Below are 25,430 nucleotides of genomic sequence, written 5' to 3'. Positions count from 1 at the left end.
ATGTAATGGAGGGATCTCCTGAGTGTGGCGTTGTGCCAGTAATGGGAGATCAACTGCACTGCGTTCAGGATTTAGGCATTTCGGGGTTATTGAGAATGTACTTCTTTATTATGTAGGATATTGATTTCACATCATAATTTATGATGGCATGTACTTTGCATAACTAAAAGGTGGAACTACTTAAATCGTACTTGAGCTAAAAGTACAGATACTACTGTCGAATTCGAATGGATTGATTATGGCTGAGAAAGATGTTTTATCACAAGAAGAGATAGATGCTCTGCTTGAGTCAGTTGATGACAGCTCTGAAGAAGCGTCTCAGGAGCCTGAAGCTCAAAATTCGGCGGTAAAACGCTCATCCAAAAAAAAACCTGTTAATACCGCTGAACACACTATCCAATCAGAAGAACCTATAGATACTCCAGTTGACGAAGGAGTGAAAACATTAAATTTTACTGGACAGGAACGTATAGCTAAGGGCCAATTACCTGTATTGGATAAAATTTATGACAGAGCGGTACGTATGTTTGCTACCGATATCTACCAGCTGACAGCTAAAGATTTTGAGATAAAACAGGAGCCGCTTTTAATCGTAAAACATCGGGATTTCATGGGAGGATTACCCAATCCCAGTTTAATGAGCATCTATAAATTTAAACCCTTGCGTGGTAAGGGAATTATCTTATTTGACAGTACCTTTGTGTACGATTTGGTTGATTATTATTTTGGTGGAAGCTCACAGTTCTATGCACAAAAAGATAAAACCGATTTTACTGCTACGGAATTGCGGGTTATGGAAGTGGTAACTAAAAAGTTGATTTCAAATTTGGTTCATGCCTGGGAACCCATAATTCAACTCGATATTATGAAGTTTAATGATGAAACCAACCCACAGTTGGTTAATATAGCTGAACCCGATGAAATGCTGCTGGTTGCGAGGTTTATTCTAAATTTCGGTAAGGAAACCGGTACATTCTATTTTATTTTACCCTATTCAATGGTTGAGCCCATTAAACAGCAACTGGAGTTGGGGGCTTCTCGGCCTGATGATGAAATCGATCCTGACTGGATTAAATCGCTAAAAGAAGAGTTGATGGATGTTGAGTTAACGGTCAGTGCTGCAATGGCTGAGACCGTTAGTACTCTGGGTAAGGTTATGTCATGGCAAGTCGGTGATTTTGTACCTTTGGAGATGAGCGAAATTGTTACTCTGGACATAGAGGGTACACCAAGTTTCACTGCGACTTTAGGAAGCACTAATGACAAACGAGCATTAAAAATAATAAAAAATATTAGTTATTAGGGGATATGAATGACTCAAGCCAAAGTAACAGCAAATGATCAAGCACAACAAGCTTCTAATGGGGCTCAGGATGCAGATAATGAAAAAATGGAGTTGATATTAGATATACCGGTATCGGTGACTGTTGAAATAGGTCGGACTAAAATGACTATTCGTAATTTACTCCAGTTAAACCAGGGGGGTATTGTTGCCCTCGATCGATTGGCAGGTGATCCACTGGATGTATTAGTGAATGGAACTTTAGTCGCTCATGGTGAAGTGGTCGTAGTAAATGATAAGTTTGGGGTTAGATTAACTGACATAGTCAGCAAAGCAGAACGGATTAAGCGTCTCAAATGATAAAAAAAGCATACTCTCTTTTAATAGTAACGTTCTGTCTGGTTAGTACTATGGCTTATGCTGTTCCGACAGATACTTCCAATATGATTTCTCAAGGCGAATTGACGCGAGTGATTTCAGGATTATTGCTTGTATTACTGGTGATAATCCTGCTTTCGTGGATTATAAGGCGTTTGCAAGGAGCTAATTTCTCCTCTTCAAAAGGCTTTCAATCCTTGGCGAGTCTGACTCTTGGGCCAAAAGAGCGAGTTATATTACTTAAGGTCGGTGTACGGTATCTATTAATGGGCGTGGGCTCCAGTTCCGTAACTCTGTTATATGATTTTGGGGAGCAGTTACCTTCAGGCTTTGATCCGGATAATAAATCAACTTTTGCCGATCTTCTTAAATCTGCTGTCGGAAAATCAAAATGAAAAAACAGTACTCAATTTTTATTACCTTGTTTTTTTGTTTGGTTCCGATGATCGTCTGCGCTGATCCTCTCTCATTACCTGCTGTAACGGTAAATTCAGGAGTAAATGGGGCGCAATCGTACAGCGTGAATCTGCAAATTCTTATTTTTATGACGGTACTGAGTGTCTTGCCTGGACTCTTAATGGCAATGACTGCTTTTACACGAATTATCATTGTTTTGTCTATTTTAAGACAAGCTATAGGTATGGCGCAGACGCCAACCAATCAAATATTGATAGGCATCGCTTTATTTATGACGTATTTTGTAATGTCTCCAGTATTTAATACAATTAATGAGCAGGCAATACAGCCTTATATGGCTGAAAAAATGCAATTTCCCGAAGCATTGACTAATGCCCAAAAACCTCTTCGCGAATTCATGCTCAATCAAACAAGAAAAAATGATTTGTCATTATTTGAAAAGTTTGCAGGTAACAATCCGGCTACTCTGGATGAAATACCGATGAGTGTTGTTATTCCGGCTTTTATTACCAGCGAGCTGAAAACAGCTTTTCAAATCGGTTTTATTTTGTTTTTACCTTTTTTGATTATTGACTTGGTTGTATCGAGTTTATTAATGGCTATGGGTATGATGATGCTATCCCCTTTAATCATTTCTTTACCATTTAAAATCATGTTGTTTGTGATGGTGGATGGCTGGACTTTGGTATTGGGCTCCCTGGCTTCAAGTTTTGCCATGACCTAGGAGATGGTATGACACCGGAAACTGTCGTTTCGCTTATGAGCGAAAGCGTTTATGTCATTTTGTTGTTGTTAAGTGTTCTGGTCTTGCCCGGGTTAGTTGTTGGATTGGTGGTGGCTATGTTTCAGGCGGCAACTCAAATCAATGAATCCAGTTTAAGTTTTATTCCGAAATTATTTGTTACTTTTCTGGTATTGGTGTTTGCTGGACCCTGGTTATTAAAGACTTTAGTAAATTATACAGATTCTTTAATTACCAATATTCCTTTTTTAATTGGATAAAACTGTTCAGAGTAAAAGCAGGGTTATGTGTGCTGAACAGACGATTACATTACAGAGTTTAAGGGATTAGAAATGAATCTGGATTATCAATCAATGATTCGTCTGTTTAGCCAGGTCATTTGGCCAATTGGGCGTATTGGCGGTTTGATGCTTACTGTTCCAGTCTTTTCTTCGGGATTATTGCCTCCAAGAATTAAAATATTTTTTCTTTGTGCTTTATGTTGGACTTGTGCTTCCTTCGTTCCCGAACAATTATCCTTTCTTCATTTTAATGGCCTTTATTTGGTTTATATCCTGCAGGAATTATTTTTAGGAATGTTAATGGGGTTTGTTCTTCAGCTTGTTTTTCAAGTATTTGTGCTGGGAGGTCAAATTATTTCGATGCAGGCGGGATTGGGATTCGCCATAATGGTCGATCCAGCAAGTAAAGCGAGCGTACCATTAATCAGTCAATTTTATCTTATAATGATGACTTTGATATTTTTGGCGTTAAATGGTCATTTGGCATTACTCGATGCACTATTGGAAAGTTTCAGAATGATGCCAATAGGACAGATTCCCCAGGACAACACTATGGTATGGAATGTTATCCTGTTTTCTGGTTGGATGTTTAAAGAAGCTGTATTAATTTCGATTCCCGCTATTTTGTCTTTATTAATAGTCAGTCTGTCATTTGGAATCATGACTCGGGTTGCACCACAGCTCAATATTTTTTCATTAGGATTTCCCATAACTTTGTTAATGGGCTTTGTGGTGATTAAGATTGGGTTATCTACTGTTGGAACACAAATGATTGAGAGTATTCAACATGGAATGCACTTTATTACAGGGATGCTGCACTGATGGCAGAAGAAGAACAGGCTCAGGAAAAAACAGAACAGCCCTCGGCTAAACGTCTCAAAGAATCGAGAGAAAAAGGGCAGGTTGCTCGTTCTAAAGACTTTAATGCAACGGTAATACTTTTATGTACCGGAGTTGGTTTTCTGATTTTTGGAAAACAACTGTCCTATCAACTGATTGATATGATGCGGCAGGCTTTTGAATTTGATGCTCAGATACTTCTAACTCCAACAGTTGCATTTGAACGACTCTATTTATTGGCAAAATCCGGACTGTGGTCATTAGTCCCCATTTTAGTAGTGATTTTTCTGTTGTCCTTAGGGGCTCCCTTACTTATGGGGGGATGGGTTTTTAGTGGTCAAGCCTTACAACCTAAATTTTCTCGATTGAATGGATTAAAAGGTCTTAAGCGAATGGTTTCTCTTAAGGGCTTAGTCGAGATGCTTAAGTCTTTTTTCAAGTTCATTTTAGTGGCTTCTTTTGCAATATTGGTGTTAAAAACTCAAATACCTGCATTATTGGCCTTAGGCAATGCATCCGTTGAAACCGCAATCGGAACCGGGGCTTTTATCATAATTAAGTCATTTGTGTTGATCTCGGCAAGTTTAATTTTAATTGCTGCTGTAGATGTGCCTTTTCAATTGTATGAACACAGTAAAGCAATGAAAATGACAAAGCAGGAATTAAAGGATGAATATAAGGAAACCGAAGGTAAACCGGAAATAAAGAGCGCAATTAGAAGGGCGCAACACGAAATAGCCAGACGCCGGATGATGAATGAAGTTCCCAAGGCGGATGTGATTTTAACGAACCCGACTCATTACGCTGTAGCAATATCGTATAAAAAAAAGGGAAACAAAGCTCCCGTTGTTGTAGCTAAAGGTAAGGATTTGATTGCCTTTCAGATTAGCAAGGTGGCCAAGTCTCATCGTGTTCCTATTATTGCAGTCCCATCACTGGCGAGAGCCATTTATTTTTCGACCAAATTAAATTCAGAAATTCCACGCGGATTATATGTTGCTGTAGCACAGGTTCTTGCTTATGTGTTTCAGTTAAAAGACAGACAACATTATGATTATAAACCTGAAATCTTGCAAAATGTCCCAATCCCACCTGAGTTGGTTCGTGAAGCAGAGGAGGATATTTAATGAATAAAGCGCTTAATTACTTGCATTATTGGATGCGTCAAGGCCTGGGTACACCCTTAATGCTCATCATTATGCTCAGCATGATGATGTTACCTTTGCCTCCTTTTATATTGGATATATTTTTTACTTTTAATATTGCTTTATCACTCGTTGTTTTGTTAGCCGTAATCTACAGCGAACGACCACTTGATTTTGCAGTTTTTCCGACGGTTATTTTACTGGCTACTCTATTACGGTTGGCATTGAATGTGGCTTCAACTCGGGTGGTATTGCTTAATGGTCATAATGGGACCGATGCTGCAGGGCAGGTGATTCAATCGTTTGGAGAAGTCGTTATAGGGGGAAATTATACTGTTGGTCTGGTGGTTTTCATCATATTGGTCGTTATTAATTTTGTCGTTGTAACGAAGGGCGCAGGAAGAGTGTCCGAAGTCAGTGCTCGTTTTACTTTGGATTCATTACCCGGAAAACAGATGGCAATTGATGCGGATCTTAATGCCGGATTGATTAATCAGGAACAGGCTATCAAGCGTAGAACTGATGTTGCTCAGGAAGCCGATTTTTATGGTTCAATGGATGGTGCCAGTAAATTCGTACGCGGTGATGCAGTAGCCGGGATATTGGTCTTGGTCATTAATATTGTGGGTGGTTTGATTATTGGAATAGTTCAACATGGGATGAGTTTTACTGATGCGTTACATAATTATATTTTATTGACTATTGGTGATGGTTTGGTCGCTCAGGTCCCTTCTTTGGTTTTATCTACAGCTGCCGCTATCATTGTTACACGTGTATCCAGCGCTCAGAACATGGGACAAGCCGTGCTTTCCCAAATTTTTGCTAATCCACGCTCCCTTATAATTGCTTCTTCGATTATAGGTTTGATAGGAATTATTCCCGGCATGCCTCATGTGGCATTTCTCATATTAGCGGCAGGCTTGGCTGGTATTGCTTATTTATTTATAAATCAGGCGAAAGAACAGAGCAAAGCTCAGGCAGACAGTCAGGTTGATCTGAGTCAGGTTAAAGAAGCTGGTGTGAGCGAGTTATCATGGGATGATGTAAATCCGGTCGATGTGATCAGTCTTGAAGTGGGTTATCGGCTAATTCCTCTGGTAGATAGTGCTCAAGGTGGAGTGTTACTTTCTCGAATAAAAGGTGTCCGTAAGAAGATTTCGCAGGAGTTAGGTTTCTTAATCCCCTCTGTTCATATTCGTGATAATCTTGATTTGAAACCGAACCATTATCGTCTTAGTCTGGCCGGTGTTGTGATGGGCGAGGCCGCCATCCACCCTGATCGATGGATGGCTATAAATCCTGGTCAGGTTTTTGGTGAACTTGAAGGAATACAAGGGAGGGATCCCGCCTTTGGCATGGAAGCCGTATGGATTAATGAAAGTCAAAAAGAGCATGCTCATACACTTGGTTATACCGTTGTCGATGCTTCTACTGTAGTAGCAACGCATTTGAGCCATATCCTGGATCTGAACAGCCAGCAATTGCTTGGATATGAAGAAACGCAGCAACTTTTGGATAAACTGGCAGTAAGCTCCCCTAAACTGGTTAAAGAACTGGTACCTGACGGTCTTTCTTTAGGAATGGTCAGCAAAGTACTTCAAGGTCTGTTATTGGAGCATATTCCATTAACTGATATTCGAACTATAGTCGAAACTTTGGCGGAAAATGCGCCAAAATCAAAAGATACTGAATTTTTAATCAGTCAGGTTCGGATAGCACTGTCCAGATTAATCACTCAAAAAATCAGTGGGTTAAACGAAGAACTGCCGATTATTACCTTAAAACCAGAGTTGGAACAATTATTGCAGAATACAATACAAAACAGTGGAGTCGGTGGAGTGAGTTTTGAGCCTGGAATGGCGGACAGAATACAACAATCCTTGTCTCAGTTTGCGTTACAACAACAAGCAAAACAAGAAAGTTCAGTATTAGTGGTTCAGCCAGGCATAAGGAGTGTGTTGGCACGATTTGTGCGTAACATATCCAATGACTTCCATGTATTATCCTATCAGGAAATTCCTGATAACAAACAAATAAGAATTATAGGTACAGTAGGTTAGACATAGTTAATGTAAGTAGGTTTCAGAAGCAGGAGGCTTTATGAAATTAAAACGTTTTGTCGCAGCGGATACGCGAAGTGCGATGCAACAAATCAAGGCAACTTTTGGTCCTGATGCCGTTATTTTGTCCAGTCATCATGTTGAAGGTGGTGTAGAGATTGTTGCAGCCATGGATTATGATGAATCCATATTAACTCCTAATGCAGCAGTTGCTGCCGCTGAACCTGCGAGTCAAATTGATCGATATGGAGTACACACCCCTCTCGATGATATGAAACAGGAAATTTTAACCCTGAGAGGCATGCTTGAAGCGCAACTAAGAGGTACTGTGGGAGGAGGAGATCCCCTTCACACCGTACTGCTGCAAAAGCTCCTGTATTTGGGGGTGAGTCATACGACTGCTGCTCTGTGGGCGAGATCTGTACGATCTGACCTTAATGAACAACGCGCCTGGCAATCTATATTAGCTCAAGTCACAGAACAAATACCGATACGTGATACGAACAGAATCGAAGAAGGCGGGGTTTATGCATTTGTTGGACCAACTGGTGTCGGTAAAACAACTACGCTTGCCAAAATTGCGGCACGTTTTAGTTTGCGATTTGGCGCTGATAAACTGGGCCTGGTTACTATGGATACTTATAGAATTGCCGCTCAGGAACAACTGGTTCTTTATGGAAAGATTCTTGGCGTTAAAGTATGCGTCGCACAGGATGAAGTGTCTTTAACCAGGGTATTGCGTCAATTAAGTGATAAAAAACTGATTTTGATCGATACGGCAGGAATGAATCCTGCCGATGAACGTGTTGCACGACAAATGCATGTCTTAAGTACCTATCTTCAATCCATTTCTAAAGTTCTGGTGCTTCCTGCTACAAGCCATTATCAGGTACTGATAGATGCTATTAAACGTTATCAGGCAAATAAAGTCGATCAATGTATTCTAACAAAGTTAGATGAGTCTCTTGCTGTAGGGGGTGCATTAAGTGCCGTCATAGAGTCGAGGTTAGGTGTAAGCTATTTGACACATGGACAGCGCGTTCCAGAAGACATAAAAATGGCTACACGACATCAACTTGTTGAGCTATTTGCTCAACAGGAAATTCAACTGTTCCAGAGTGATAAAGGTTTTAGAGAGGAACGGTCGCGTGTTGGGAGAGAGCATTATGTCGAAGCATAGCAAAAGCATCAAGGATCAAGCTTCTGGTCTGAGAAATTTATCTCGAACCAAGCCTGTAACTGTCATTGCGGTCAGTGCTGGAAAAGGTGGTGTCGGTAAAAGTAATGTGTCGGTAAATTTGGCAGTAGCTTTGGCTCAATTGAACAAAAATGTGATGCTGCTTGATGCAGATCTTGGATTGGCCAATGTTGATATCATGTTGGGTTTACATACTAAATATAACTTATCGCATGTCATTCAGGGCGTATGTCACCTCAGTGATATAATTCTGCAAGGCCCCAATGGAATCAGTGTCATTCCTTCCGCATCAGGAACCGAATTTATGACGCAGCTTACTCAGGCAGAACATGCTGGAATAATCGATTCATTTAATGAACTAACAGATGATTTGGATTACATGATTATTGATACTGCTGCAGGAATATCCGACACAGTATTAAGTTTTACCCGGTCGTCACAAGAACTGATCGTTGTCGTTTGCGACGAACCTACATCCTTAACGGATGCCTATGCTTTAATTAAAGTAATGAGCAAACGTTATGAATGGACGCATTTTCATATTTTGGCAAATATGGTGAGAAATATAAAAGACGGTCGTGAATTATTTAATAAATTATTCAGAGTTTCCGAGCAATTCCTTGATGTTCATCTAGACTATTTAGGAGCGATACCTTTTGATGAGCATATACACAAGGCTGTAAAAATGCAAAAACCGGTTCTCACTGCTTATCCTGATTCGGAAGCCGCTGAAGCATTAAGGGAGTTAGCTGATGCAGTAAGTAATTGGACATATAAGCCTGCATTGGGAGGAAATACGAGCTTTTTTTTAGAACGATTAGTAGCAGGTGATTTTTAAATTATTCACTATACTTAAGTTAGTGTTAGTGGTTTTGTTTTAGATTCTCATAGTTTTAATTATCTTGTGCTGTTATTGTAAGGAGAGTGTCGTGGATGCTTTAGCTGCATACAGCAAAGTAAATCAACAAACCCAGGAAACACTGGTAAAAAGTCATGCGATTTTGGTGAAACGAATAGCTCATCATTTGCTTGGACGATTACCACATAGTGTGCAACTAGATGATTTAATCCAGGCCGGGATGCTTGGCTTACTTGAGGCTGCAAGACATTATGATTCAACAAAAGGCGCTTCATTCGAAACTTATGCCGGAATTCGAATCAGAGGGCATATGCTTGATGAAGTACGACGAAATGACTGGGTGCCGCGTTCAGTATATCGTAATTCAAGAATGATATCTGAAGCAGTACGAAGTCTTGAGCACCGACATGGGCGTGAGGCCAAGGATTCAGAGATAGCAGAAGAATTGGGTTTACCCATAAACGAATACCATGACATGTTGCAGGATTCTGCGAGTAGTCATTTATATGGATTTGATGATTTGGGTGTAACGGATGACATTTTGCATAGTGAAGGCGCTGGGGAGTCCACTGAGCCACATATTAATATCATGCATAAAGATTTAATGAATCGTTTGACTCAAGTGATCGATGGACTCCCTCATAAAGAACGGATGGTATTGTCATTGTATTATGAACAGGATCTGAATTTGAAGGAAATTGGAGAGGTTCTAGACGTTAGTGAGTCTCGAGTTTCACAAATTCTAAGTCAGGCAACCCTACGCATCAAATCGCGGATAACGGAATAAAGAATAACAATGGATGCATTAACTTTAATAGGTTTACTTACTGGTTTTCTGGCGATTATCATTGGCCAAATTCATGAAGGAGGAGACATTAACTCCTTACTTAATTTGTCCGCGTTGTTAATCGTCTTGGGAGGAACTCTTGGTGCTGTCATGGTGCAAACACCAATGGTTACGTTTAAAAGGGCATTTAGGGTCTTACCCTGGATATTCAAACCTCCTAAACTTGATTTTGAAGAATGTAGATCCTTGTTGATTGATATGGCAAGGAAAGCGCGTCAGCTTGGATTGTTATCTCTGGAGGATCATCTTGACGTTGAAACAAATCCCTTGATTAGTAAGGGCCTGGAGTTATTGGTTATAGGTGTTGATAAACAAACGATAAGACAGGTTTTGGAAACTGAGATCGAGCGAAATGAACATCAGGATTTACGTGCCGCGCATGTATTTGAAAGTATGGGGGGATATAGTCCTACAATAGGAATTCTTGGGGCCGTAATTGGTTTGATCCAGGTCATGAGAAATCTGGCAGATCCCAGTGAGCTTGGTCTGGGAATCGCAGTTGCTTTCGTTGCTACAATTTACGGCGTAGGGCTTGCCAATCTTATATTTCTTCCCATGGCAAATAAATTAAAAAGTTGTATTTCTCATAAGGTGCATTTTGATGAGATGATTTTGGAAGGTTTGGTGGCAATAGCGAGTGGCGAAAGTCCTAATATGTTGGAGTTGAAACTTAACAATTTCGGGCGGCACAAGCATCATGAAATCAAGACGAAATAAACCAGAAGAGCATGTAGATAACCACAGATGGGTGGTTTCTTATGCGGATTTTATTACTTTATTGTTTGCCTTTTTTGTGGTGATGTACGCCATTTCTTCAGTAAATATTTCAAAATATAAATCTTTGTCTGACGGGATGAAATCCGCATTTGATAAAAAAGATAAAAATAAGGCTACTCAATCGACTGATGTAATGAAAGATGGTCCCGAAGAAAAAAAAACAAAAGGTACTTATAATGATGGACTTGATGAGTTAAGTAAGTCTTTGGCCACTTTGGAGGACGGTAATTATAAAATTAACCGACAGGATGGATGGATAGAACTACAGATAAAAGCCGGTTCTTTATTTGACTCCGGTGAAGCAGAATTAAAACCGGAAGCATTAATTAAATTGATGCAATTAGCTGAAAAGATTAAGACTTATCCATATCCTGTTGTGATTGAAGGGTATACTGATAACGTACCGATCGAAACGCCGCAATATCCATCCAATTGGGAGCTTTCGGCGACCAGAGCGGCTACAGTCGGAAGAATTTTAAATGGTTATGGAATTGATACAGGGCGTATCCTGGTTACTGGATATGGAGATCAATACCCTATAAGTGATAATTTGACTGAAGTGGGTAGAAGTTTAAATCGAAGAGTTAATATAATAATCGCTGCGAATCGAAAAATCGACAGGCTGATAAATCCTGAAATGGGGCAAACGCATAATGTCAGTTTTGGAGCCCCACTACTGACTGCGCCGCTGAAACAACAAGATACGGACAAAAAGGAATTGAAATGATCACAGCTATTTTATGTATAAATGTTCTGATTTTGATGTTTATTGGACATTATTTATTAAACCAACGCAAACAACTCATAGCTCTTAAGGAACAATTAGGTGTTTTGGAAAAAACTTCAGAACAGATATCTCGAGATCATCCTGTATTGATTAATGCCGATTTATTGTTCTCAAAACAATTAAAAGAAATTAACGAACAGCTGATCAGTATGGATAATCAATTACAAAATCTGGAAAACATCAGAGATAATGATGGAGGATATCAGCATGCGTTACGTATACTGGAAATGGGTGGGAACCAGGAGGAAATTGTGAACAGCTGTCATTTATCAAATGCAGAGGCTGAGTTGTTAATGAATTTGCAGGCTTATCGTGCTGCTATCAGGGCAACCTGATGTTCATTAGTTCGGTGATTGATTTACTAGTATACCATTCTTTAAATTCACTTTAGGCTGTGTTGACACGTTATCAACTTATTCTCAATGCCTAGAGATTTACTCCTGATAGCACCTCACTTTTTAAAAAAGATCATTGATTCAACTTAATTTCAATTTCTATAAGGTTGTCATTCATCATATCGCTATATACCGTGTTTTTATTGTTGTAATATTTTAACTACTATGATATTTTATGTCCTCTATGTCTAATTATGACTCAATTGGAGCTCGGAATTATCAATGAAAGATAAAGCAAAAAAATTAGTTAAAGCAGCTGAACGTTTCCTAAATCAAAAACGTTATGAAAAGGCTGAAGCAAAACTTCAAGAAGCCTTTAAACTTTCTCCTGATAGCGATATTGCCTGGTATACCAAGGGTCTTGTTCATTTGGCTAAAAAAGAATATGCGGAAGCTGTTTATATTTTTGAGAAGGTGGCTGACAGTTATCCTGTATACGAAGTCAGGGCAACTCTGAAAATTAACTTGATCTGTTATGAAGCAAGAAATTTTAGTCCTGAAGAGCTGGAGGAGTTAAAAAAACCTTCTGTTCAAGTGCTCAGGGATGTTTATTGTACACCACAATATCAAAATGAGTTCAATGATTTACGACGAAATCATCAAAAAATAAAAGACTTTGATTACAATAAAAAAATTGAATGGATTCTTTCATTAATGAGATTCAGCTTCAAATATTATTCTGCAGATAACAAACATTTCCCATTTGCAAACGCGTCACTACTAGGATCAACAACTGAGGCAATACAAAAGAGATTCAAATATGTTGGGAACAATGTTGCAAAATTTGTGATAAATAAATTCAATCCTCAAAATATTTCAGCCAGTATTGACAATTATGCGCTGGAGGTATTGGGCAACCTTGAAGATGATGTGTTTTTGGATGAATCACAAGTTATACTTCGTATGATTTTTGAAACCATTCATCAACTTCCCAGAGAGAAACGGGGAGCCTTATTGGATTTCTTACCGTGGGGTGCTAATTCATGGTACTTCCTGGAGTTTTGTAGTACTTTTTTTCGCGATTCCGAAGAAGACAGTTCCGTACCTTTTATGTATCCCGTTAATCATGGGGAGAGCGATGCTTCAATAATGTTATATAATGAGTTTCAAAAATCACTCATGATAGATAATTGTCTGGTTAAGGTTGTTATTCCGGATCTGCTTAAAGAAGATTTGCATCGTCTTTATCACTTTTTCACTACCGTTCAAGCGAATCTGATTGACCCACTAAACAGTATCAAACCTCTGGAAGAATTACCTAATTTGAAACCGCTACTATGGTATTTTAAACATACGTATCAATTTGCTCGTTTAACCGCATTACTTCCAGCCCCAATGGATCAAAAAACCTATGTGCATCATATTGATGGTGCGCAACCTTGTGAAATATCCCCATTAGTGCATTTGTTATTGCTCACACCTACAGAAGACAGTTTGGTGGGTAATTTAAAAAGTAAACTGGCTTTAATTCGTCGGATACAAATGGTTGGTGAAGTCTTTACTCGAAGAGGTTGGGGGAATCAGTTAGACACTATAGATTATGTTGATGCTGAATTGCTTAATGAAATCAGAAATGGATTGTCTCATCTTGAAGATCTGCATTCATTCGCTCATATCTTTGAACTGGAACATAATAACGCACAAATAATTGATCTTTATAAGGAATTGAACCATTTAAGGGATAAAATATATCAGGTGATAAAGAACAGACAAATGCAATTTAACACCTTACCTGATGTGACGTCTCCATTTAAAGTATGGAAAGGCTCCATGACAACGTACTGGAATAGAGTAAAGGATTATTATAAGCAACCAGTACCCTTTAATCCCCAAACCTTTGTTCCTTCTGTTCCATTGCTCGAAAATCAAACTCTTACAAAATTTTTAGATTCGATTAATAAGAACTCTCAATATTATAAAAAAGTATGCAGTATGCTCCGTGGAGAAATACCAATGGAGCAATTGTCCTTTGATGAAACAAAAGATCTTTCGACCCCTGCTGTAAGACAGGCAATAATTAAAAAAACATTGAAAACGGCCTCCAAAAAATACACTGAACTTAAAAATAATTTTATAAAACAAAAATCCGCAGAAAGAAAAGCAGAAGAACAGGCATTGCTCAATACCAAAAAAACGGTGATGCAAAATGATTATCCCCATCTCCGAGCTTTGGGTTTTACATCTTATGACCAATTACATAAACCGGAAAAGATGTCAGTACGATCGTTGTTGCATACCTTGCAGTCGCGGTTTGAATTTCTAAGAAAAATTCTGATCGATTCAGGTGTTAATTTTGATGATACTACATCTGCCGAGGTTGTTAAGTCTCTTATAACGTCTGATGTCGAAGTATTATTAAGTTGCTCCTATTTAATAACTCAGATAGTCAGTATCATGAATAAACTCGATGGTCTTGAGGCATTGGAAGTGATACATCCTCAATTGCCAGTCCGTTTACCGTGTTTTATCGCTTTAAGAAATGCGCTTGAACATAATGATCCGGTAATAGATAGCAAAGACAACAACTTCATACAGATGCAAAGCAATACCAATATTCTGATGGCTCAAATTACTCATGAGTTAATTGATCAATTTTTTGTAGCAACTATGAAGGCAGATCCGATATTAATGGCTGATAATCCGGATGACTTCATTACTGAAAAGGAAACTCCAAGAAGTAAACAGGCCGCAGCGATTGACTGTACGACTTTAGAATATCCTGATTTACCTGTCAGGATGATACCTGTTTATGGTGTTGGAGCGAGAGACTTGTTTTTTAATACAGTTACGTTTAATAGCGAGTTGCATCCTGCTGAGGTACAAGAAAGCAATACAATAAAAATTGGTTTAGACTAGGATGTGTTGACAATTCATCAATTTATTTCCAACAACCCGCGACGTGTTCGCGGGACGTCGAAATCGCAAATATCAACAGCCCCTAATAATGCAACCTATTCAATAGGGATTAATTGTTTTGAAGCACTATGAAATCAGTCAGAGCTATTGTTCCTAAAAACGTGAACTTGTTGCTGATTTTTTAATTTGATATAGTGCTTCTGTCTCAATTAAATGGATTTGATAATGAAATTAATTCACAGTTTATTGCTATTGATTGCAGTAATGCCGGTGTTTGCCCAGAGCGCCAATCCAGTTTTGGATGATCAAGTTACTGTTGTGCAGGGAAAAAATGGAATAACCAGGCATTATACCAATTCTGAACAGTCATTGTCTAATGACAGAACAATAAACTACCCTACCCAAATAGTACGGGTTGTTGGCACTATTGATACTCCAAATACTACTTGTGACGAAGTATTCAGAGAAATCGAGCAACTGTATCTTGATTATCTGTCACATTCCGGGATGTATTATATTAACAGTTACAGCTACTGTGGCTATGATCCTAAAACCGAAATGGCCAATCAATTTATTATTTCCAGTTATTTTGATCCGGTTAATGATAAAGCAGTCAGTGAGTTAACGGACTGGCTTGAGAGCATGAAAGGTGCTGAAATCTATGGTGTACCATTTACGGTTGAAAGTGCTAAAGAATTGATTGTTTCCTTAAAAATTTCTTCAGGATATAAAGAAGGGCGTGACGATCCTAATTTACTGGTTTACAGATCCGATACAACCAATCTTCTTTTTGCCAGTAATTATCAAATGAAAAAAGAATTAATAGATGATATCAGACTGCGATTTTACAGTTATGAGCCTAAAGTGATTTTACCCTTCCTGGAACATTGGTTTTTTCCAGGATCGGCCGACATTTATAAACAGGTATTAGCTTCGTCAAATTATGTTCTGTTAGAGCCTCATCGTATGTTCATTATGAACAAAGAACCGCAACTGTTCACTCCTATGTTAAATGTTGATTTTGCCCATCAATGTTTTGAGTCGAAAACCAAATTCTGTTTATAGTCCGTTTTTTTGCTGTTTTTTTAAGAGCAGGGACAGTCATGATGTTGCATTGCGCAGCATCATGATGTTTCTATCAGGTTCTTTAATAAAACAGATTCATCAATATCAATTCTTTATTGTACTTACACGTCACTTCCTATAGCTAGAAACTGACTTTCACGGTAAAATCACCTCTTTATTTTAGAGAGACACTTATGTTGGAAGTGAATCAAATCAGCCTTAGTTTGATCGATCTCGATAAGCGTATTGAATCGCTTAGGGGGTACCTTTGACTTTGAAGCTAAAAACGAACGTCTGGAAGAAGTAATACGAGAATTAGAATCTCCAACTGTTTGGGATAATCCTGAACAAGCGCAAGCATTAGGGCGAGAAAAAACACAATTGGAAGCCGTTGTACTTTCATTATCTGAATTAGGACAATCTGTTATTGATCTAACAGAGTTATTTGAACTTGCCAAAGAAGAGAACGACGAACAAACCATTAATGAAATTGGTGAGGAAGTTAAAGGCATAGAGCAACAGGTAGCCGGTTTAGAGTTCAGAAGAATGTTCTCCGGAAGAATGGATAATTCAAATGCCTATCTTGATATTCAATCCGGTTCTGGTGGAACAGAAGCTCAGGATTGGGCTGAAATGTTATTGAGAATGTTTTTGCGCTGGGGGGAACAACACGGCTTTGTTACCGAACTGATCGAATGTTCTCCTGGTGAAGTTGCCGGTATAAAAAGTGCTACAATCTATTTTAAGGGTGAGTATGCTTTTGGTTGGTTAAGAACGGAAACCGGTGTACACAGACTAGTCCGTAAATCTCCTTTTGATTCAGGAAACAGACGACACACTTCTTTTGCTGCGGTATTTGTTTCACCAGAAGTTGATGACGATATTGAGATTGAAATCAATCCGGCTGATTTACGTATCGATACTTATCGTGCGTCAGGTGCAGGTGGACAGCACGTTAACCGTACCGATTCTGCGGTTCGTATTACCCATATGCCTTCAGGAATTGTAGTACAATGCCAGAATGACAGAAGTCAACATAAGAACAAAGATCAAGCATTCAAGCAGTTGCGCGCAAAATTGTATGAGTTGGAAATGCAGAAGAAAAATGCGGAGCAACAGGCTTTGGAAGCGACGAAATCGGATATTGGATGGGGCTCCCAGATTCGATCGTATGTATTGGATCAATCGCGGGTAAAAGATTTACGTACTGGTGTTGAAACAAGTAATACGCAGGCCGTATTAGATGGAGCACTGGATCAATTTATTGAAGCAAGTTTAAAAGCAGGAGTAGGGTAGCATGACTGATGAGCATTTAGATGAGAGTGAAGTTTATCATATTCGCAAACAAAAATTAGCTGAGTTAAGAACAAGTGGTTTTAATTTTCCAAATCAATTTCGCAGGGAGAATCTTGCTGCGGAATTGAATAGTGAATTCAGTGAGTACGATAAAGATACTTTGGCTCAAAAACAAATTAAAGCAGTCGTTGCTGGACGAATTGTTCTTAGACGTATTATGGGTAAAGCAAGTTTCTTTCATATTCAGGACGTATCAGGCCGTATTCAGGTATACATCAGAGCCAATGATCTTCCTGAAGTCTATGAGCAATTTAAACATTGGGATCTTGGAGACATAGTTGGTGTCAGAGGTGAATTGTTTATAACCAATACTGGTGAACTCACTTTGAATGCAGAACATGTGGAACTGCTGACCAAATCGTTACGACCGTTACCTGATAAATTCCATGGTTTAGCGGATCAGGAAGTTAAATATCGTAAACGTTATGTCGATTTAATTGCTAATGAAGACAGTAGAAAAACCTTTTTAATTCGTTCACGTTTAATTCAGTCCTTCAGACAATTTATGGATAATAATCAGTATCTTGAAGTTGAAACGCCGATGATGCATCCAATTCCTGGGGGTGCGGTGGCTCGTCCTTTCGTTACCCACCATAACAGTCTGGATATGACCATGTATTTGAGAATCGCTCCGGAGTTGTACTTAAAGCGATTGGTTGTTGGTGGTTTCGAACGAGTATATGAGATAAATCGCAACTTTCGTAATGAAGGAATATCAACACGCCATAATCCTGAGTTTACTATGATTGAATTTTATCAGGCTTATGCTGATTATCAGGATCTGATGAATTTTACTGAGGAATTATTGCATTATTTATGTGATAAAGTATTAGGTACTCGTCAGGTTGAGTATCAAGGTCATCTCCTTGATTTTAACCAGCCTTTTGCTCGTATGTCTGTGAAAGAAGCAATTCTTAAACATCATCCTGATATTAAAGCCGAGCAATTGGAAGACATTGAGGGGTGCAGAGCAATTCTGGATCGTCTGAGTTTGCCTTATAAGGATTCTGATGGACTGGGTAAATTGCAAATGATCGTGTTTGAAGAAACAATTGAGCATCAGCTATTTCAACCTACATTCATTACTGCCTATCCAACGGAAATCTCTCCATTGGCCAGACGTAGTAATGCTGATCCTGAAGTAACTGATCGATTTGAGTTTTTTATAGCTGGCCGAGAAATTGCCAATGGCTTCTCCGAGTTGAATGATGCGGAAGATCAAGCTGAACGGTTTAGAAAACAGGTTGAAGAAAAAGATGCTGGCGATCTGGAAGCAATGCATTTTGACAGTGATTATATTGAGGCACTGGAATACGGTTTGCCACCAACTGCAGGAGAGGGTATAGGAATAGATCGTTTAGTGATGTTGTTTACTAATTCTCAATCCATTCGGGATGTTATTTTATTTCCGCATTTAAGACAGTAATTTTTCGGTGATTTATGGTTTTAGGTATCGTTCAGAAAGCAATAGCCTACACAAAGGAAGTGCAGGATATAGGTTTGTTTGGTGTTATGGCTGATTCACGCTTGTTCGCAGCATTTAGTGGATCTCCTTTTTATTATGTAATGCTTCCATTTATAGGTATTTTGCTGACTCTATCCGCGGCAATTAGCGGATATCAATTAGCACTTGCTGAGAATAAGAATTTCGATAAATGGTTTGGATTCATTATGTCTGGAGTGGGTGCTGTTCTTGCTAGTGTTTCGCTTTATGGGTCTGTTATAGCCTCTGCCCTCAATCTTACTTTTGCTGCAGGACCCTGGCTCTTTTTGAGCAGTGTAGTTTTAGCTGGATTGCACCAGGGAATTATGCTGGGTATTAATGCATACAGAGCATATGAGTCTTTATCCGGGTCTGTTCAACGCATGCATTATATCCAGGCTTCTTTGAATAATGCGTTTATTTTGGGATTATTAACTGCAGTTTCCGGGGCGATTACCTTTGTTATGCTGACTCCTGTTGCTCCGGTTCTGGGTACGGCCTGTGCTCTTACTGCACTTCTTATAACCGGGGTAAATTTAGTCTGGAGAATGATTCCCCATAATTGGAAGCTGTCCATAAAAGAGTTCTTCCATTTAAATAAACCCATTGTGATCACTATTGACCAGCTGGATCTTTCTTCAATAAAAACTGACATTCCTGATCTCAGGGCTACTCTTAGTATTTCTAGCCAGCGTTTATTTAGTCAAATTGAGTACTGTAGTGTATTGAAATCAATGGAATTATCACAAGCCCATGTATATATAAAAGATATTATTAACAGGAAAATTGAATTGCTTAATTCAAGTTCGACACCTCAAAATGAAAAGAATATTCAAAAAGCAGATTTATTAATGCACCTATCGACTCAACTGGATGGCAAACAATCAATTTCCAAGGCTGAGTTATTAAGTGCTTATCCTCTGGCTTTCCAGAGTTTCTGGGCTGAAAAGGGGGAAGTAGAACAGATATTCGATGCCGTAATGGTCTTACAGGATAAATATGAGCCTGTTATAAACGATGATGATGCACATCAATCTGAATTTATACAATCTTGTGTTTAGATGTTCTGAACGATCCTCAGTTTTATACGTGATTCTCGTGAACGTGTTGATTAATCCTGGCATTTAATTGCTCATCAGGCTAACAAAAAGCTAACAGATCATCATTTGCATCATCCTCGCGAAAGCGGGGATCCATGCATCAAATTAGCACCTGATTGTGTTTGTTCAATGGATCCCTGCTTTCGCGAGGATGACGTCATTGTGCTCAGTGTAAATGAACATAACCTATAAAATGATTAGATAAATGTCAGCAGTCCTTAGCGTTTTCACGAGAATGACGTATAAAATTGAGTATGGTTCTGGAACAAGTCGCGGTATGTAGGGGTTATAGAGCAATTGTCAACAGCCCCTGGTATTCTGGATATTCTTGTAAGGAACCGGGTTTATAGTGCTCTTTTTACCCGGTTCTAAAGTAGTTGGTTAATTCAAATGATTACCTATGATGATGCACTGATCCGCCGGTATGTCCGTGATCATTGGAGCCTGAATGACTGCCATGATGGACCGTTCCCCCACCACCAAATATCCCGCCACCACCAAATACGCTGCCTCCACCAAATCCACCTCCGTGTCCATGATGATGGTTATGATGATGGTTATGATGATGTCCACTGCCAGGTGTAACAATAATTGGAGGAGTAAAAATTGAACTACCAAAGAATCCACTATTTCTATATCCAGGAGAGCCACCTACAACGTAGGTACTTCTGCTTGAAAATAAGAAAGGTAAAACACAAATTGAAGCAATAATCAGAGCGGCAATTCCGACAATAGGTATTATTGGTGTGAAAGTAAAGGCAGCTGCGGTAGCCCCAACTGCCATACTTGTTGCAGCTGCTGTTTTAGCAGACGTTGTTAGGGCAATAGCTGTTATAATTCCTGCAGCAACTAATGCTGCTCCTACTCCAGCCATACACTTTAAAAGGAAGCTGTAATTGTTGTTATCATCAGCTTCATTTTTTTTATTTGGTATAGTATTCATTTTTACCTCAAGTTTTGTATCAAGTTAGTAAAGTCATTGAATGCATATATTTTTAAATTATTTTTATATTATTAATGTGCCGAAAGGATTGTACCGGATCAGCGCTAAAAGTCATCACTATTTTATCAATTTTGTGATTTATAGTTTTAATATTGTTCATATTGATAGTCATTGAAATAGTGTCATTATAGGGCTTGTGAAAGACCAGTTTGTTTTCACGATCAGCTAATGTTAGAAAAGTGTAAATTTTCGTTAAAAGAACCTGCTATAATAAAGATGTGTGGTATCTTCAAAATATATATAAAATATTCATATTGAACAATTTATTGAGTCGATTAAACAGATATAGGTGCGAATATGTCAAGCAAAGAAGATGAGATTAAGAAAAATCTACAGGCTGAGCGACTTAAGCAAGAGGCTTTGGGTCGAGAAATCGAACAGATGCGTCTTGAAGAAGAAAAGCGCAAAACTGCGGCATTGTTAGATGAGCAGCTTCCAAAATCGCAACCTGTTGAGGAAGTGACTCGATTCAATCTTCAACCTACTGGAATAGAGTCTGACGATTGGAAGAAAATCGTTGAAGATTTTAAGAAAAAATATCCCAATTCTCCAGTTGAAAATAACGTATTAATTTTTCCGACTAAAGATGATGCCATTGTATTTTTTACTGCTCAGGCCTCCCAGGAGCCGCCCCGCAAATTTCTTGCTTCCGAACTGGACCAAAATGGTAAACCCACGGGTTTTAATGTCTTTTCATGTGGCGATGGTACACTTTATCAAGGCACTTTAAACGAAATTGAAGAGCAATTAAAAACGGAACTGAAGGATAATCCTGATGATCCCAATTTAAAACAAGGTTTAGCGACTATTACACGGTTGTTAAATCCTGCCAAAGGTTTTAGGGAGACCTTGATGCAGGCTAAAGATTCTGAAGGTGCCGATTTGAAAGATGGACATCAGGCAGATCATGGCTCAGTCTCTCCACAAAGATCCAAATCGTAGAGTGACGAATGATTTAAATGTGTTCTCAAAATTTAAGGTTTCGTTGTTCTGCAGCTTATTCTGGTCTTATCTGTAGGATATCAGCATGCAGGAACTCGTTTTGACTGTGGAAGAAGGCTTGAAATATAGTTACTGAATTTCTTTGAATTAAATCGAGAGTTTTGTCCAGTGCTTCTTTTGTACCTAAGCCCTACTTGATATACCCTTTGGAACATAATATTTTGCCAAGGATTCTACTTGAGCACCACCTTCGGCTAATGCTTTTAGAAAAAAGTCTTCATCCAATTTGTTTGTATATTCTTAGGCGCGCCCATAATACCAACGCTTTGTTGGGAATTCGAAAGCTTTCTAAAATTGTGTCATTGATAAATAGTAATTAGCCCACATGATTAATTTGAATCCATGTGGTTAATCTGTTATCATGCAGGTCTTTTTTTAAACTAGACCAGTAATGTTGGTTTAAAATACAGGAGAAGCAACCTCACCATGTCCAAATCTCTACTGACTAAAGCTAAAAAAATCGTTGATATCCTCGAGCGGGAAAGCAACCATTCTTTTGATCCTGAAAAACTCATCAAATTCGATGAAATACCCACATATCATTATTTTATGGGAAAAGGTAAAAAGGATAAGGATGTTTATATCCCTGATGAGGATGAATTAAGAAATGAACATGAGTTACAACAACTCTTGGCGTCAGTGCTTTTTGCAGAAGAGGACCGTATTTTACAAGGTGACACTTTTGTTTCTAGTGAGTATTTTAAAGAAAAACTAACTCAAGCCTATCATTATGTTTCTACAAAATATGCCTCTCAAACTGAAGAGTTTCGTAAGTATAAATTAGACGCCATTGAATTTTTGCTGTGCCAAATAATTGGCCTGCGAGTATTAAAAGAAATTCGTTACAAAAATCTGCCTTTTCCATATGAGCCTATTACTGAAGAAATGGCTGATAAGGAATTTAACGGTCTGATTGATAAAATCGAAAACACACCAATAACCATGGCATTTACTTCTACTATTCCCAATTCTTACGTTGGCTGGTCAGTGTCTGATCGTGTGATGCAACATCAGCGATATGAGGTAACCAATAGTGCTTTTAAAAATAAAGACGGAAGTTATCGTACTCCTGTATCATCATGGCATGCCGACACATTGTCATCGGTTATCAATGGCTTTCTGCGCCAAATAGCAATGAAAAGCCGAAATAGGGGGAATGATTATCATTTTGAGAATAAAAATATGGCCTTAACCGGGCATGTCGTGCGAACAAAATTAACACGAAAATTTGGTGCCCAGCAACACAAACCTTTTCATATACCCTGTTTGATCAATTTTCTACAAACTAACTATAAAGACAGTTTCGTGATTGAAAGCTATCTTGATCTTTGTGCTGGCTGGGGTGATCGCCTGGTTGGAGCATTAGCCTCTTCCTCTTTAGGATTAAAGCGCTATGTCGCTACTGACCCCAATACAACCATTCATGCGGGGTATCAAGAAATAACATCCCGTTATAAACCTGCCGGATTTGAAGTCATCATCCATACGAAACCAATGGAGGATTGCGATATTACAGAATTATGCCCGGATGGAAAACCAAATCAACTCATGTATACCTCACCACCTTATTTTGGCTTGGAAAAATACCAGGGAGCGAATCAATCCTATCTACGTTACATGAGTTATAATGTCTGGAAAGAACAATTTCTCTATGTATTAGTGCAACAAGCAATCAAAGGACTTGTTCTTGGCGGCTATCTGGCAATCGAAATGGGTCGTGATAAGAATATTGATATTCCGGGAGATTTAAACTCTTACCTTAGTAAATGTAAATTTTTAACAGTTTTACATAGTTTTTATCAAAAAAATCATCAAAATTCCTGTACCTATTTGGCACGATTTACTGGTGATTATTCTATAGAGAAACCATTTCTTCATGTTGATGAACCAAAAGCAATCAATAATGTTCAATCTGCTGTAAATCAAAATAGTGAACCGGTAGAACAGAATGAGCTTGTTGTTGCCAGTAATTCAAATCTGTCATATAAAAAACGAAAGGGAATAATTTCTTTTTTTAGCCAAGATGAGAATAAAATAGTCTCTCAATCGATGAAAAAAATTGCATTAGAAAATAATCCAGGTTTTGATGCACGCCTTTCTTTTTTTGAAGTGCGAGAGGGAGCAACAAACACAGAACAAGATCTTCAGAAGCATACTATTAGGTTACTATAGGATTTATTCTCAATAAGACAACTCAGTGTTCGAGTTCTATTTTAGAATTAGGGGCATTGGGTGTCATCTCTTCATTTATAGTAGATATTAGGGTGTTGACAATTCATCAATTTATTCCCAACGTCCCGCGACGTGTTCGCGGGATTCAGGAATGCAGTATTATTAATGAACTTTATGTGTGCATCAAGTTCGAAATGGAGCCCGCGAACAAGTCGCGGTATTTGGGTGTTTAGGAGGAATTAAACAAGTTGAATGTTAATAGATCCTAAAAGTGAATCGGGTCTTAATCATCTTCCCAGCTTAAAGTACCTCCAGCTTGATATTCGATGACACGAGTTTCAAAGAAATTTTTCTCTTTTTTCAAGTCCATCATTTCACTCATCCATGGGAAAGGATTTTCAGCACCAGGGTATTGATCTGCCAAACCAATCTGGTTTAAGCGGCGATTTGCTATGAAATGCAGGTACTCTTCAAACATTTCGGCATTCATTCCCAGTATGCCATGAGGCATTGTATCTTTAGCATACTGATACTCCATCTCTACAGCCTCTCTGACGAGCTTGATAATTTCATCTTTAAACTCAGGCGTCCATAAATGAGGATTTTCAATTTTTATCTGGTTAATCACATCAATACCAAAATTCATGTGCATGGATTCATCACGTAAAATATATTGGAATTGTTCTGACGTACCTACCATTTTATTGCGACGACCCATAGATAAGATCTGAGTAAAACCAACGTAGAAGAATATACCTTCAAAAATCACGTAAAAAGCAATCAAGTCACGTAATAGACGCTGATCATTTTCAAGAGTCCCTGTATGGAAGGATTCATCACCTAAACTTTGAGTGAAAGGTAATGCCCAGGCTGCTTTAGTAGCAACTGACGGTATTTCCCGATACATATTAAATACTTCAGCTTCGTCAAGTCCCAGACTTTCAATTACATATTGATAAGCATGTGTATGCAGTGCCTCTTCAAATGCCTGACGTAATAAATATTGACGGCATTCTGGATTGGTAATGTGTTTATAAACTGCAAGAACCAGGTTATTCGCAACTAAAGAATCTGCAGTTGAGAAAAATCCTAAATTACGCTTGATTATTAAACGTTCATCCTCAGTAAGACCATTAGGATCCTTCCAAAGCGCCACATCGGCGCTCATACTGATTTCATTAGGCATCCAATGATTCGCACAGGCAGTAAGGTATTTATCCCAGGCCCAGCGGTATTTAAAAGGTACCAATTGATTGAGGTCAGCACGACAATTGATTATTTGTTTATCATCAACATGAATACGTGCGGCGCCCATTTCTAAAGCTTCAAGTCCTGTCGCGCCCAGAATTTGAGCCGCGACATGCTCCTGATTATTATATTGCATT

The 25,430-nt window shown here is 38.6% G+C and carries 23 protein-coding genes; 21 read left to right on the top strand and 2 right to left on the bottom strand.

Translation table 11 applies throughout. From position 1 onward, the window contains the following. The first annotated feature begins 238 nt into the window (after positions 1–238). From Lqua_RS07150 to Lqua_RS07060, 19 genes are all read left to right on the top strand, one after another. Positions 239–1,303 (top strand): flagellar motor switch protein FliM, encoded by a 1,065-nt coding sequence (locus Lqua_RS07150; RefSeq protein ID WP_058473583.1) that lies wholly within the window; start codon positions 239–241, stop codon positions 1,301–1,303. Between the two features lie 9 nt (positions 1,304–1,312). Then, positions 1,313–1,642 (top strand): flagellar motor switch protein FliN, encoded by a 330-nt coding sequence (fliN, locus tag Lqua_RS07145; RefSeq protein ID WP_058473582.1) that lies wholly within the window; start codon positions 1,313–1,315, stop codon positions 1,640–1,642. Between the two features lie 50 nt (positions 1,643–1,692). Next, positions 1,693–2,055 carry a flagellar biosynthetic protein FliO gene (fliO, locus tag Lqua_RS07140; protein ID WP_058473581.1) on the top strand — a complete coding sequence of 121 codons (363 nt, stop codon included), beginning with the start codon at positions 1,693–1,695 and terminating at the stop codon, positions 2,053–2,055. 47 nt (positions 2,056–2,102) lie between these two features. After that, complete coding sequence (fliP, locus tag Lqua_RS07135) at positions 2,103–2,801, top strand: flagellar type III secretion system pore protein FliP (RefSeq protein WP_420798056.1); 699 nt, start codon at positions 2,103–2,105, stop codon at positions 2,799–2,801. A gap of 8 nt (positions 2,802–2,809) precedes the next feature. Further along, complete coding sequence (fliQ, locus tag Lqua_RS07130) at positions 2,810–3,079, top strand: flagellar biosynthesis protein FliQ (RefSeq protein WP_058473579.1); 270 nt, start codon at positions 2,810–2,812, stop codon at positions 3,077–3,079. 72 nt (positions 3,080–3,151) lie between these two features. Then, a complete protein-coding gene (fliR, locus tag Lqua_RS07125) occupies positions 3,152–3,922 on the top strand; it encodes a flagellar biosynthetic protein FliR (protein WP_058473578.1) in 771 nt (256 codons plus the stop codon). Next, positions 3,922–5,067 (top strand): flagellar biosynthesis protein FlhB, encoded by a 1,146-nt coding sequence (flhB, locus tag Lqua_RS07120; protein ID WP_058473577.1) that lies wholly within the window; start codon positions 3,922–3,924, stop codon positions 5,065–5,067. The genes fliR and flhB overlap by 1 nt, the downstream gene beginning before the upstream one ends. Next, the gene (gene flhA / locus Lqua_RS07115; RefSeq protein WP_058473576.1) at positions 5,067–7,145 is read left to right on the top strand and encodes a flagellar biosynthesis protein FlhA; all 2,079 of its coding nucleotides are present in this window, start codon (positions 5,067–5,069) and stop codon (positions 7,143–7,145) included. Before flhB ends, flhA begins: the two co-directional genes overlap by 1 nt. A gap of 40 nt (positions 7,146–7,185) precedes the next feature. After that, a complete protein-coding gene (gene flhF, locus Lqua_RS07110; protein ID WP_058473575.1) occupies positions 7,186–8,325 on the top strand; it encodes a flagellar biosynthesis GTPase FlhF in 1,140 nt (379 codons plus the stop codon). Then, positions 8,312–9,181 (top strand): MinD/ParA family protein, encoded by an 870-nt coding sequence (locus Lqua_RS07105; protein ID WP_058473574.1) that lies wholly within the window; start codon positions 8,312–8,314, stop codon positions 9,179–9,181. The genes flhF and Lqua_RS07105 overlap by 14 nt, the downstream gene beginning before the upstream one ends. A gap of 91 nt (positions 9,182–9,272) precedes the next feature. Beyond that, positions 9,273–9,989: an RNA polymerase sigma factor FliA gene (locus tag Lqua_RS07100; RefSeq protein ID WP_058473573.1), complete on the top strand. Its 717-nt coding sequence runs from the start codon at positions 9,273–9,275 to the stop codon at positions 9,987–9,989. A 9-nt stretch (positions 9,990–9,998) separates the two neighbouring features. Further along, on the top strand, positions 9,999–10,766 hold the full coding sequence (locus tag Lqua_RS07095; RefSeq protein WP_058473572.1) for a flagellar motor protein: 768 nt from the start codon (positions 9,999–10,001) through the stop codon (positions 10,764–10,766). Beyond that, positions 10,747–11,553: a flagellar motor protein MotB gene (locus Lqua_RS07090; RefSeq protein ID WP_058473571.1), complete on the top strand. Its 807-nt coding sequence runs from the start codon at positions 10,747–10,749 to the stop codon at positions 11,551–11,553. Before Lqua_RS07095 ends, Lqua_RS07090 begins: the two co-directional genes overlap by 20 nt. After that, positions 11,550–11,948: a DUF2802 domain-containing protein gene (locus tag Lqua_RS07085; protein WP_058473570.1), complete on the top strand. Its 399-nt coding sequence runs from the start codon at positions 11,550–11,552 to the stop codon at positions 11,946–11,948. The genes Lqua_RS07090 and Lqua_RS07085 overlap by 4 nt, the downstream gene beginning before the upstream one ends. 282 nt (positions 11,949–12,230) lie before the next feature. Next, positions 12,231–14,864 (top strand): tetratricopeptide repeat protein, encoded by a 2,634-nt coding sequence (locus Lqua_RS07080; protein WP_058473569.1) that lies wholly within the window; start codon positions 12,231–12,233, stop codon positions 14,862–14,864. Between the two features lie 225 nt (positions 14,865–15,089). Beyond that, complete coding sequence (locus tag Lqua_RS07075) at positions 15,090–15,929, top strand: Lpg0189 family type II secretion system effector (RefSeq protein WP_058473568.1); 840 nt, start codon at positions 15,090–15,092, stop codon at positions 15,927–15,929. A 194-nt stretch (positions 15,930–16,123) separates the two neighbouring features. Next, positions 16,124–17,225 (top strand): peptide chain release factor 2 gene (gene prfB / locus Lqua_RS07070; protein ID WP_115148709.1). Its coding sequence is split into 2 segments (ribosomal slippage): positions 16,124–16,198 and positions 16,200–17,225, totalling 1,101 coding nucleotides; the frame shifts between segments, so codons are not numbered across the junction. 1 nt (position 17,226) lies between these two features. Then, positions 17,227–18,711, top strand: a complete 1,485-nt coding sequence (lysS, locus tag Lqua_RS07065; protein WP_058473567.1) for a lysine--tRNA ligase — start codon at positions 17,227–17,229, stop codon at positions 18,709–18,711. 14 nt (positions 18,712–18,725) lie between these two features. Further along, on the top strand, positions 18,726–19,829 hold the full coding sequence (locus Lqua_RS07060) for a hypothetical protein (RefSeq protein ID WP_058473566.1): 1,104 nt from the start codon (positions 18,726–18,728) through the stop codon (positions 19,827–19,829). A gap of 433 nt (positions 19,830–20,262) precedes the next feature. Here Lqua_RS07060 and Lqua_RS07055 read toward each other — a convergent pair whose 3' ends face one another. Then, a complete protein-coding gene (locus tag Lqua_RS07055) occupies positions 20,263–20,811 on the bottom strand; it encodes a hypothetical protein (protein ID WP_058473565.1) in 549 nt (182 codons plus the stop codon). A gap of 357 nt (positions 20,812–21,168) precedes the next feature. Here Lqua_RS07055 and Lqua_RS07050 point away from each other — a divergent pair, with 357 nt between their 5' ends. Continuing rightward, a complete protein-coding gene (locus Lqua_RS07050; RefSeq protein WP_058473564.1) occupies positions 21,169–21,813 on the top strand; it encodes a hypothetical protein in 645 nt (214 codons plus the stop codon). 486 nt (positions 21,814–22,299) lie between these two features. Further along, positions 22,300–24,045, top strand: coding sequence for a hypothetical protein (locus Lqua_RS07045; RefSeq protein WP_058473563.1), 1,746 nt, complete (start codon positions 22,300–22,302; stop codon positions 24,043–24,045). A gap of 283 nt (positions 24,046–24,328) precedes the next feature. Here the strand turns inward: Lqua_RS07045 and Lqua_RS07040 are convergent, their stop codons facing one another. Continuing rightward, entirely contained in the window at positions 24,329–25,429 is a 1,101-nt protein-coding gene (locus Lqua_RS07040) for a ribonucleotide-diphosphate reductase subunit beta (RefSeq protein ID WP_058473562.1), read from the bottom strand. Position 25,430: the final 1 nt, after the last annotated feature.

Source organism: Legionella quateirensis, from assembly GCF_001467955.1.
GTDB classification, from domain to species: Bacteria; Pseudomonadota; Gammaproteobacteria; order Legionellales; family Legionellaceae; genus Legionella; species Legionella quateirensis.
This window is presented reverse-complemented; position numbering and strand designations above follow the sequence as displayed.

Coding starts and splice junctions, on each gene's coding strand:
- fliQ (WP_058473579.1), top strand. CDS start 2,810: ATGACACCGGAAACTGTCGTTTCGCTTATGAGCGAAAGCGTTTATGTC.
- fliP (WP_420798056.1), top strand. CDS start 2,103: ATGATCGTCTGCGCTGATCCTCTCTCATTACCTGCTGTAACGGTAAAT.
- Lqua_RS07085 (WP_058473570.1), top strand. CDS start 11,550: ATGATCACAGCTATTTTATGTATAAATGTTCTGATTTTGATGTTTATT.
- lysS (WP_058473567.1), top strand. CDS start 17,227: ATGACTGATGAGCATTTAGATGAGAGTGAAGTTTATCATATTCGCAAA.
- flhF (WP_058473575.1), top strand. CDS start 7,186: ATGAAATTAAAACGTTTTGTCGCAGCGGATACGCGAAGTGCGATGCAA.
- fliR (WP_058473578.1), top strand. CDS start 3,152: ATGAATCTGGATTATCAATCAATGATTCGTCTGTTTAGCCAGGTCATT.
- flhA (WP_058473576.1), top strand. CDS start 5,067: ATGAATAAAGCGCTTAATTACTTGCATTATTGGATGCGTCAAGGCCTG.
- flhB (WP_058473577.1), top strand. CDS start 3,922: ATGGCAGAAGAAGAACAGGCTCAGGAAAAAACAGAACAGCCCTCGGCT.
- Lqua_RS07050 (WP_058473564.1), top strand. CDS start 21,169: ATGTCAAGCAAAGAAGATGAGATTAAGAAAAATCTACAGGCTGAGCGA.
- Lqua_RS07105 (WP_058473574.1), top strand. CDS start 8,312: ATGTCGAAGCATAGCAAAAGCATCAAGGATCAAGCTTCTGGTCTGAGA.
- Lqua_RS07055 (WP_058473565.1), bottom strand. CDS start 20,811: ATGAATACTATACCAAATAAAAAAAATGAAGCTGATGATAACAACAAT.
- Lqua_RS07090 (WP_058473571.1), top strand. CDS start 10,747: ATGAAATCAAGACGAAATAAACCAGAAGAGCATGTAGATAACCACAGA.
- Lqua_RS07095 (WP_058473572.1), top strand. CDS start 9,999: ATGGATGCATTAACTTTAATAGGTTTACTTACTGGTTTTCTGGCGATT.
- Lqua_RS07075 (WP_058473568.1), top strand. CDS start 15,090: ATGAAATTAATTCACAGTTTATTGCTATTGATTGCAGTAATGCCGGTG.
- Lqua_RS07150 (WP_058473583.1), top strand. CDS start 239: ATGGCTGAGAAAGATGTTTTATCACAAGAAGAGATAGATGCTCTGCTT.
- Lqua_RS07080 (WP_058473569.1), top strand. CDS start 12,231: ATGAAAGATAAAGCAAAAAAATTAGTTAAAGCAGCTGAACGTTTCCTA.
- fliN (WP_058473582.1), top strand. CDS start 1,313: ATGACTCAAGCCAAAGTAACAGCAAATGATCAAGCACAACAAGCTTCT.
- Lqua_RS07060 (WP_058473566.1), top strand. CDS start 18,726: ATGGTTTTAGGTATCGTTCAGAAAGCAATAGCCTACACAAAGGAAGTG.
- Lqua_RS07040 (WP_058473562.1), bottom strand. CDS start 25,429: ATGCAATATAATAATCAGGAGCATGTCGCGGCTCAAATTCTGGGCGCG.
- Lqua_RS07045 (WP_058473563.1), top strand. CDS start 22,300: ATGTCCAAATCTCTACTGACTAAAGCTAAAAAAATCGTTGATATCCTC.
- fliO (WP_058473581.1), top strand. CDS start 1,693: ATGGCTTATGCTGTTCCGACAGATACTTCCAATATGATTTCTCAAGGC.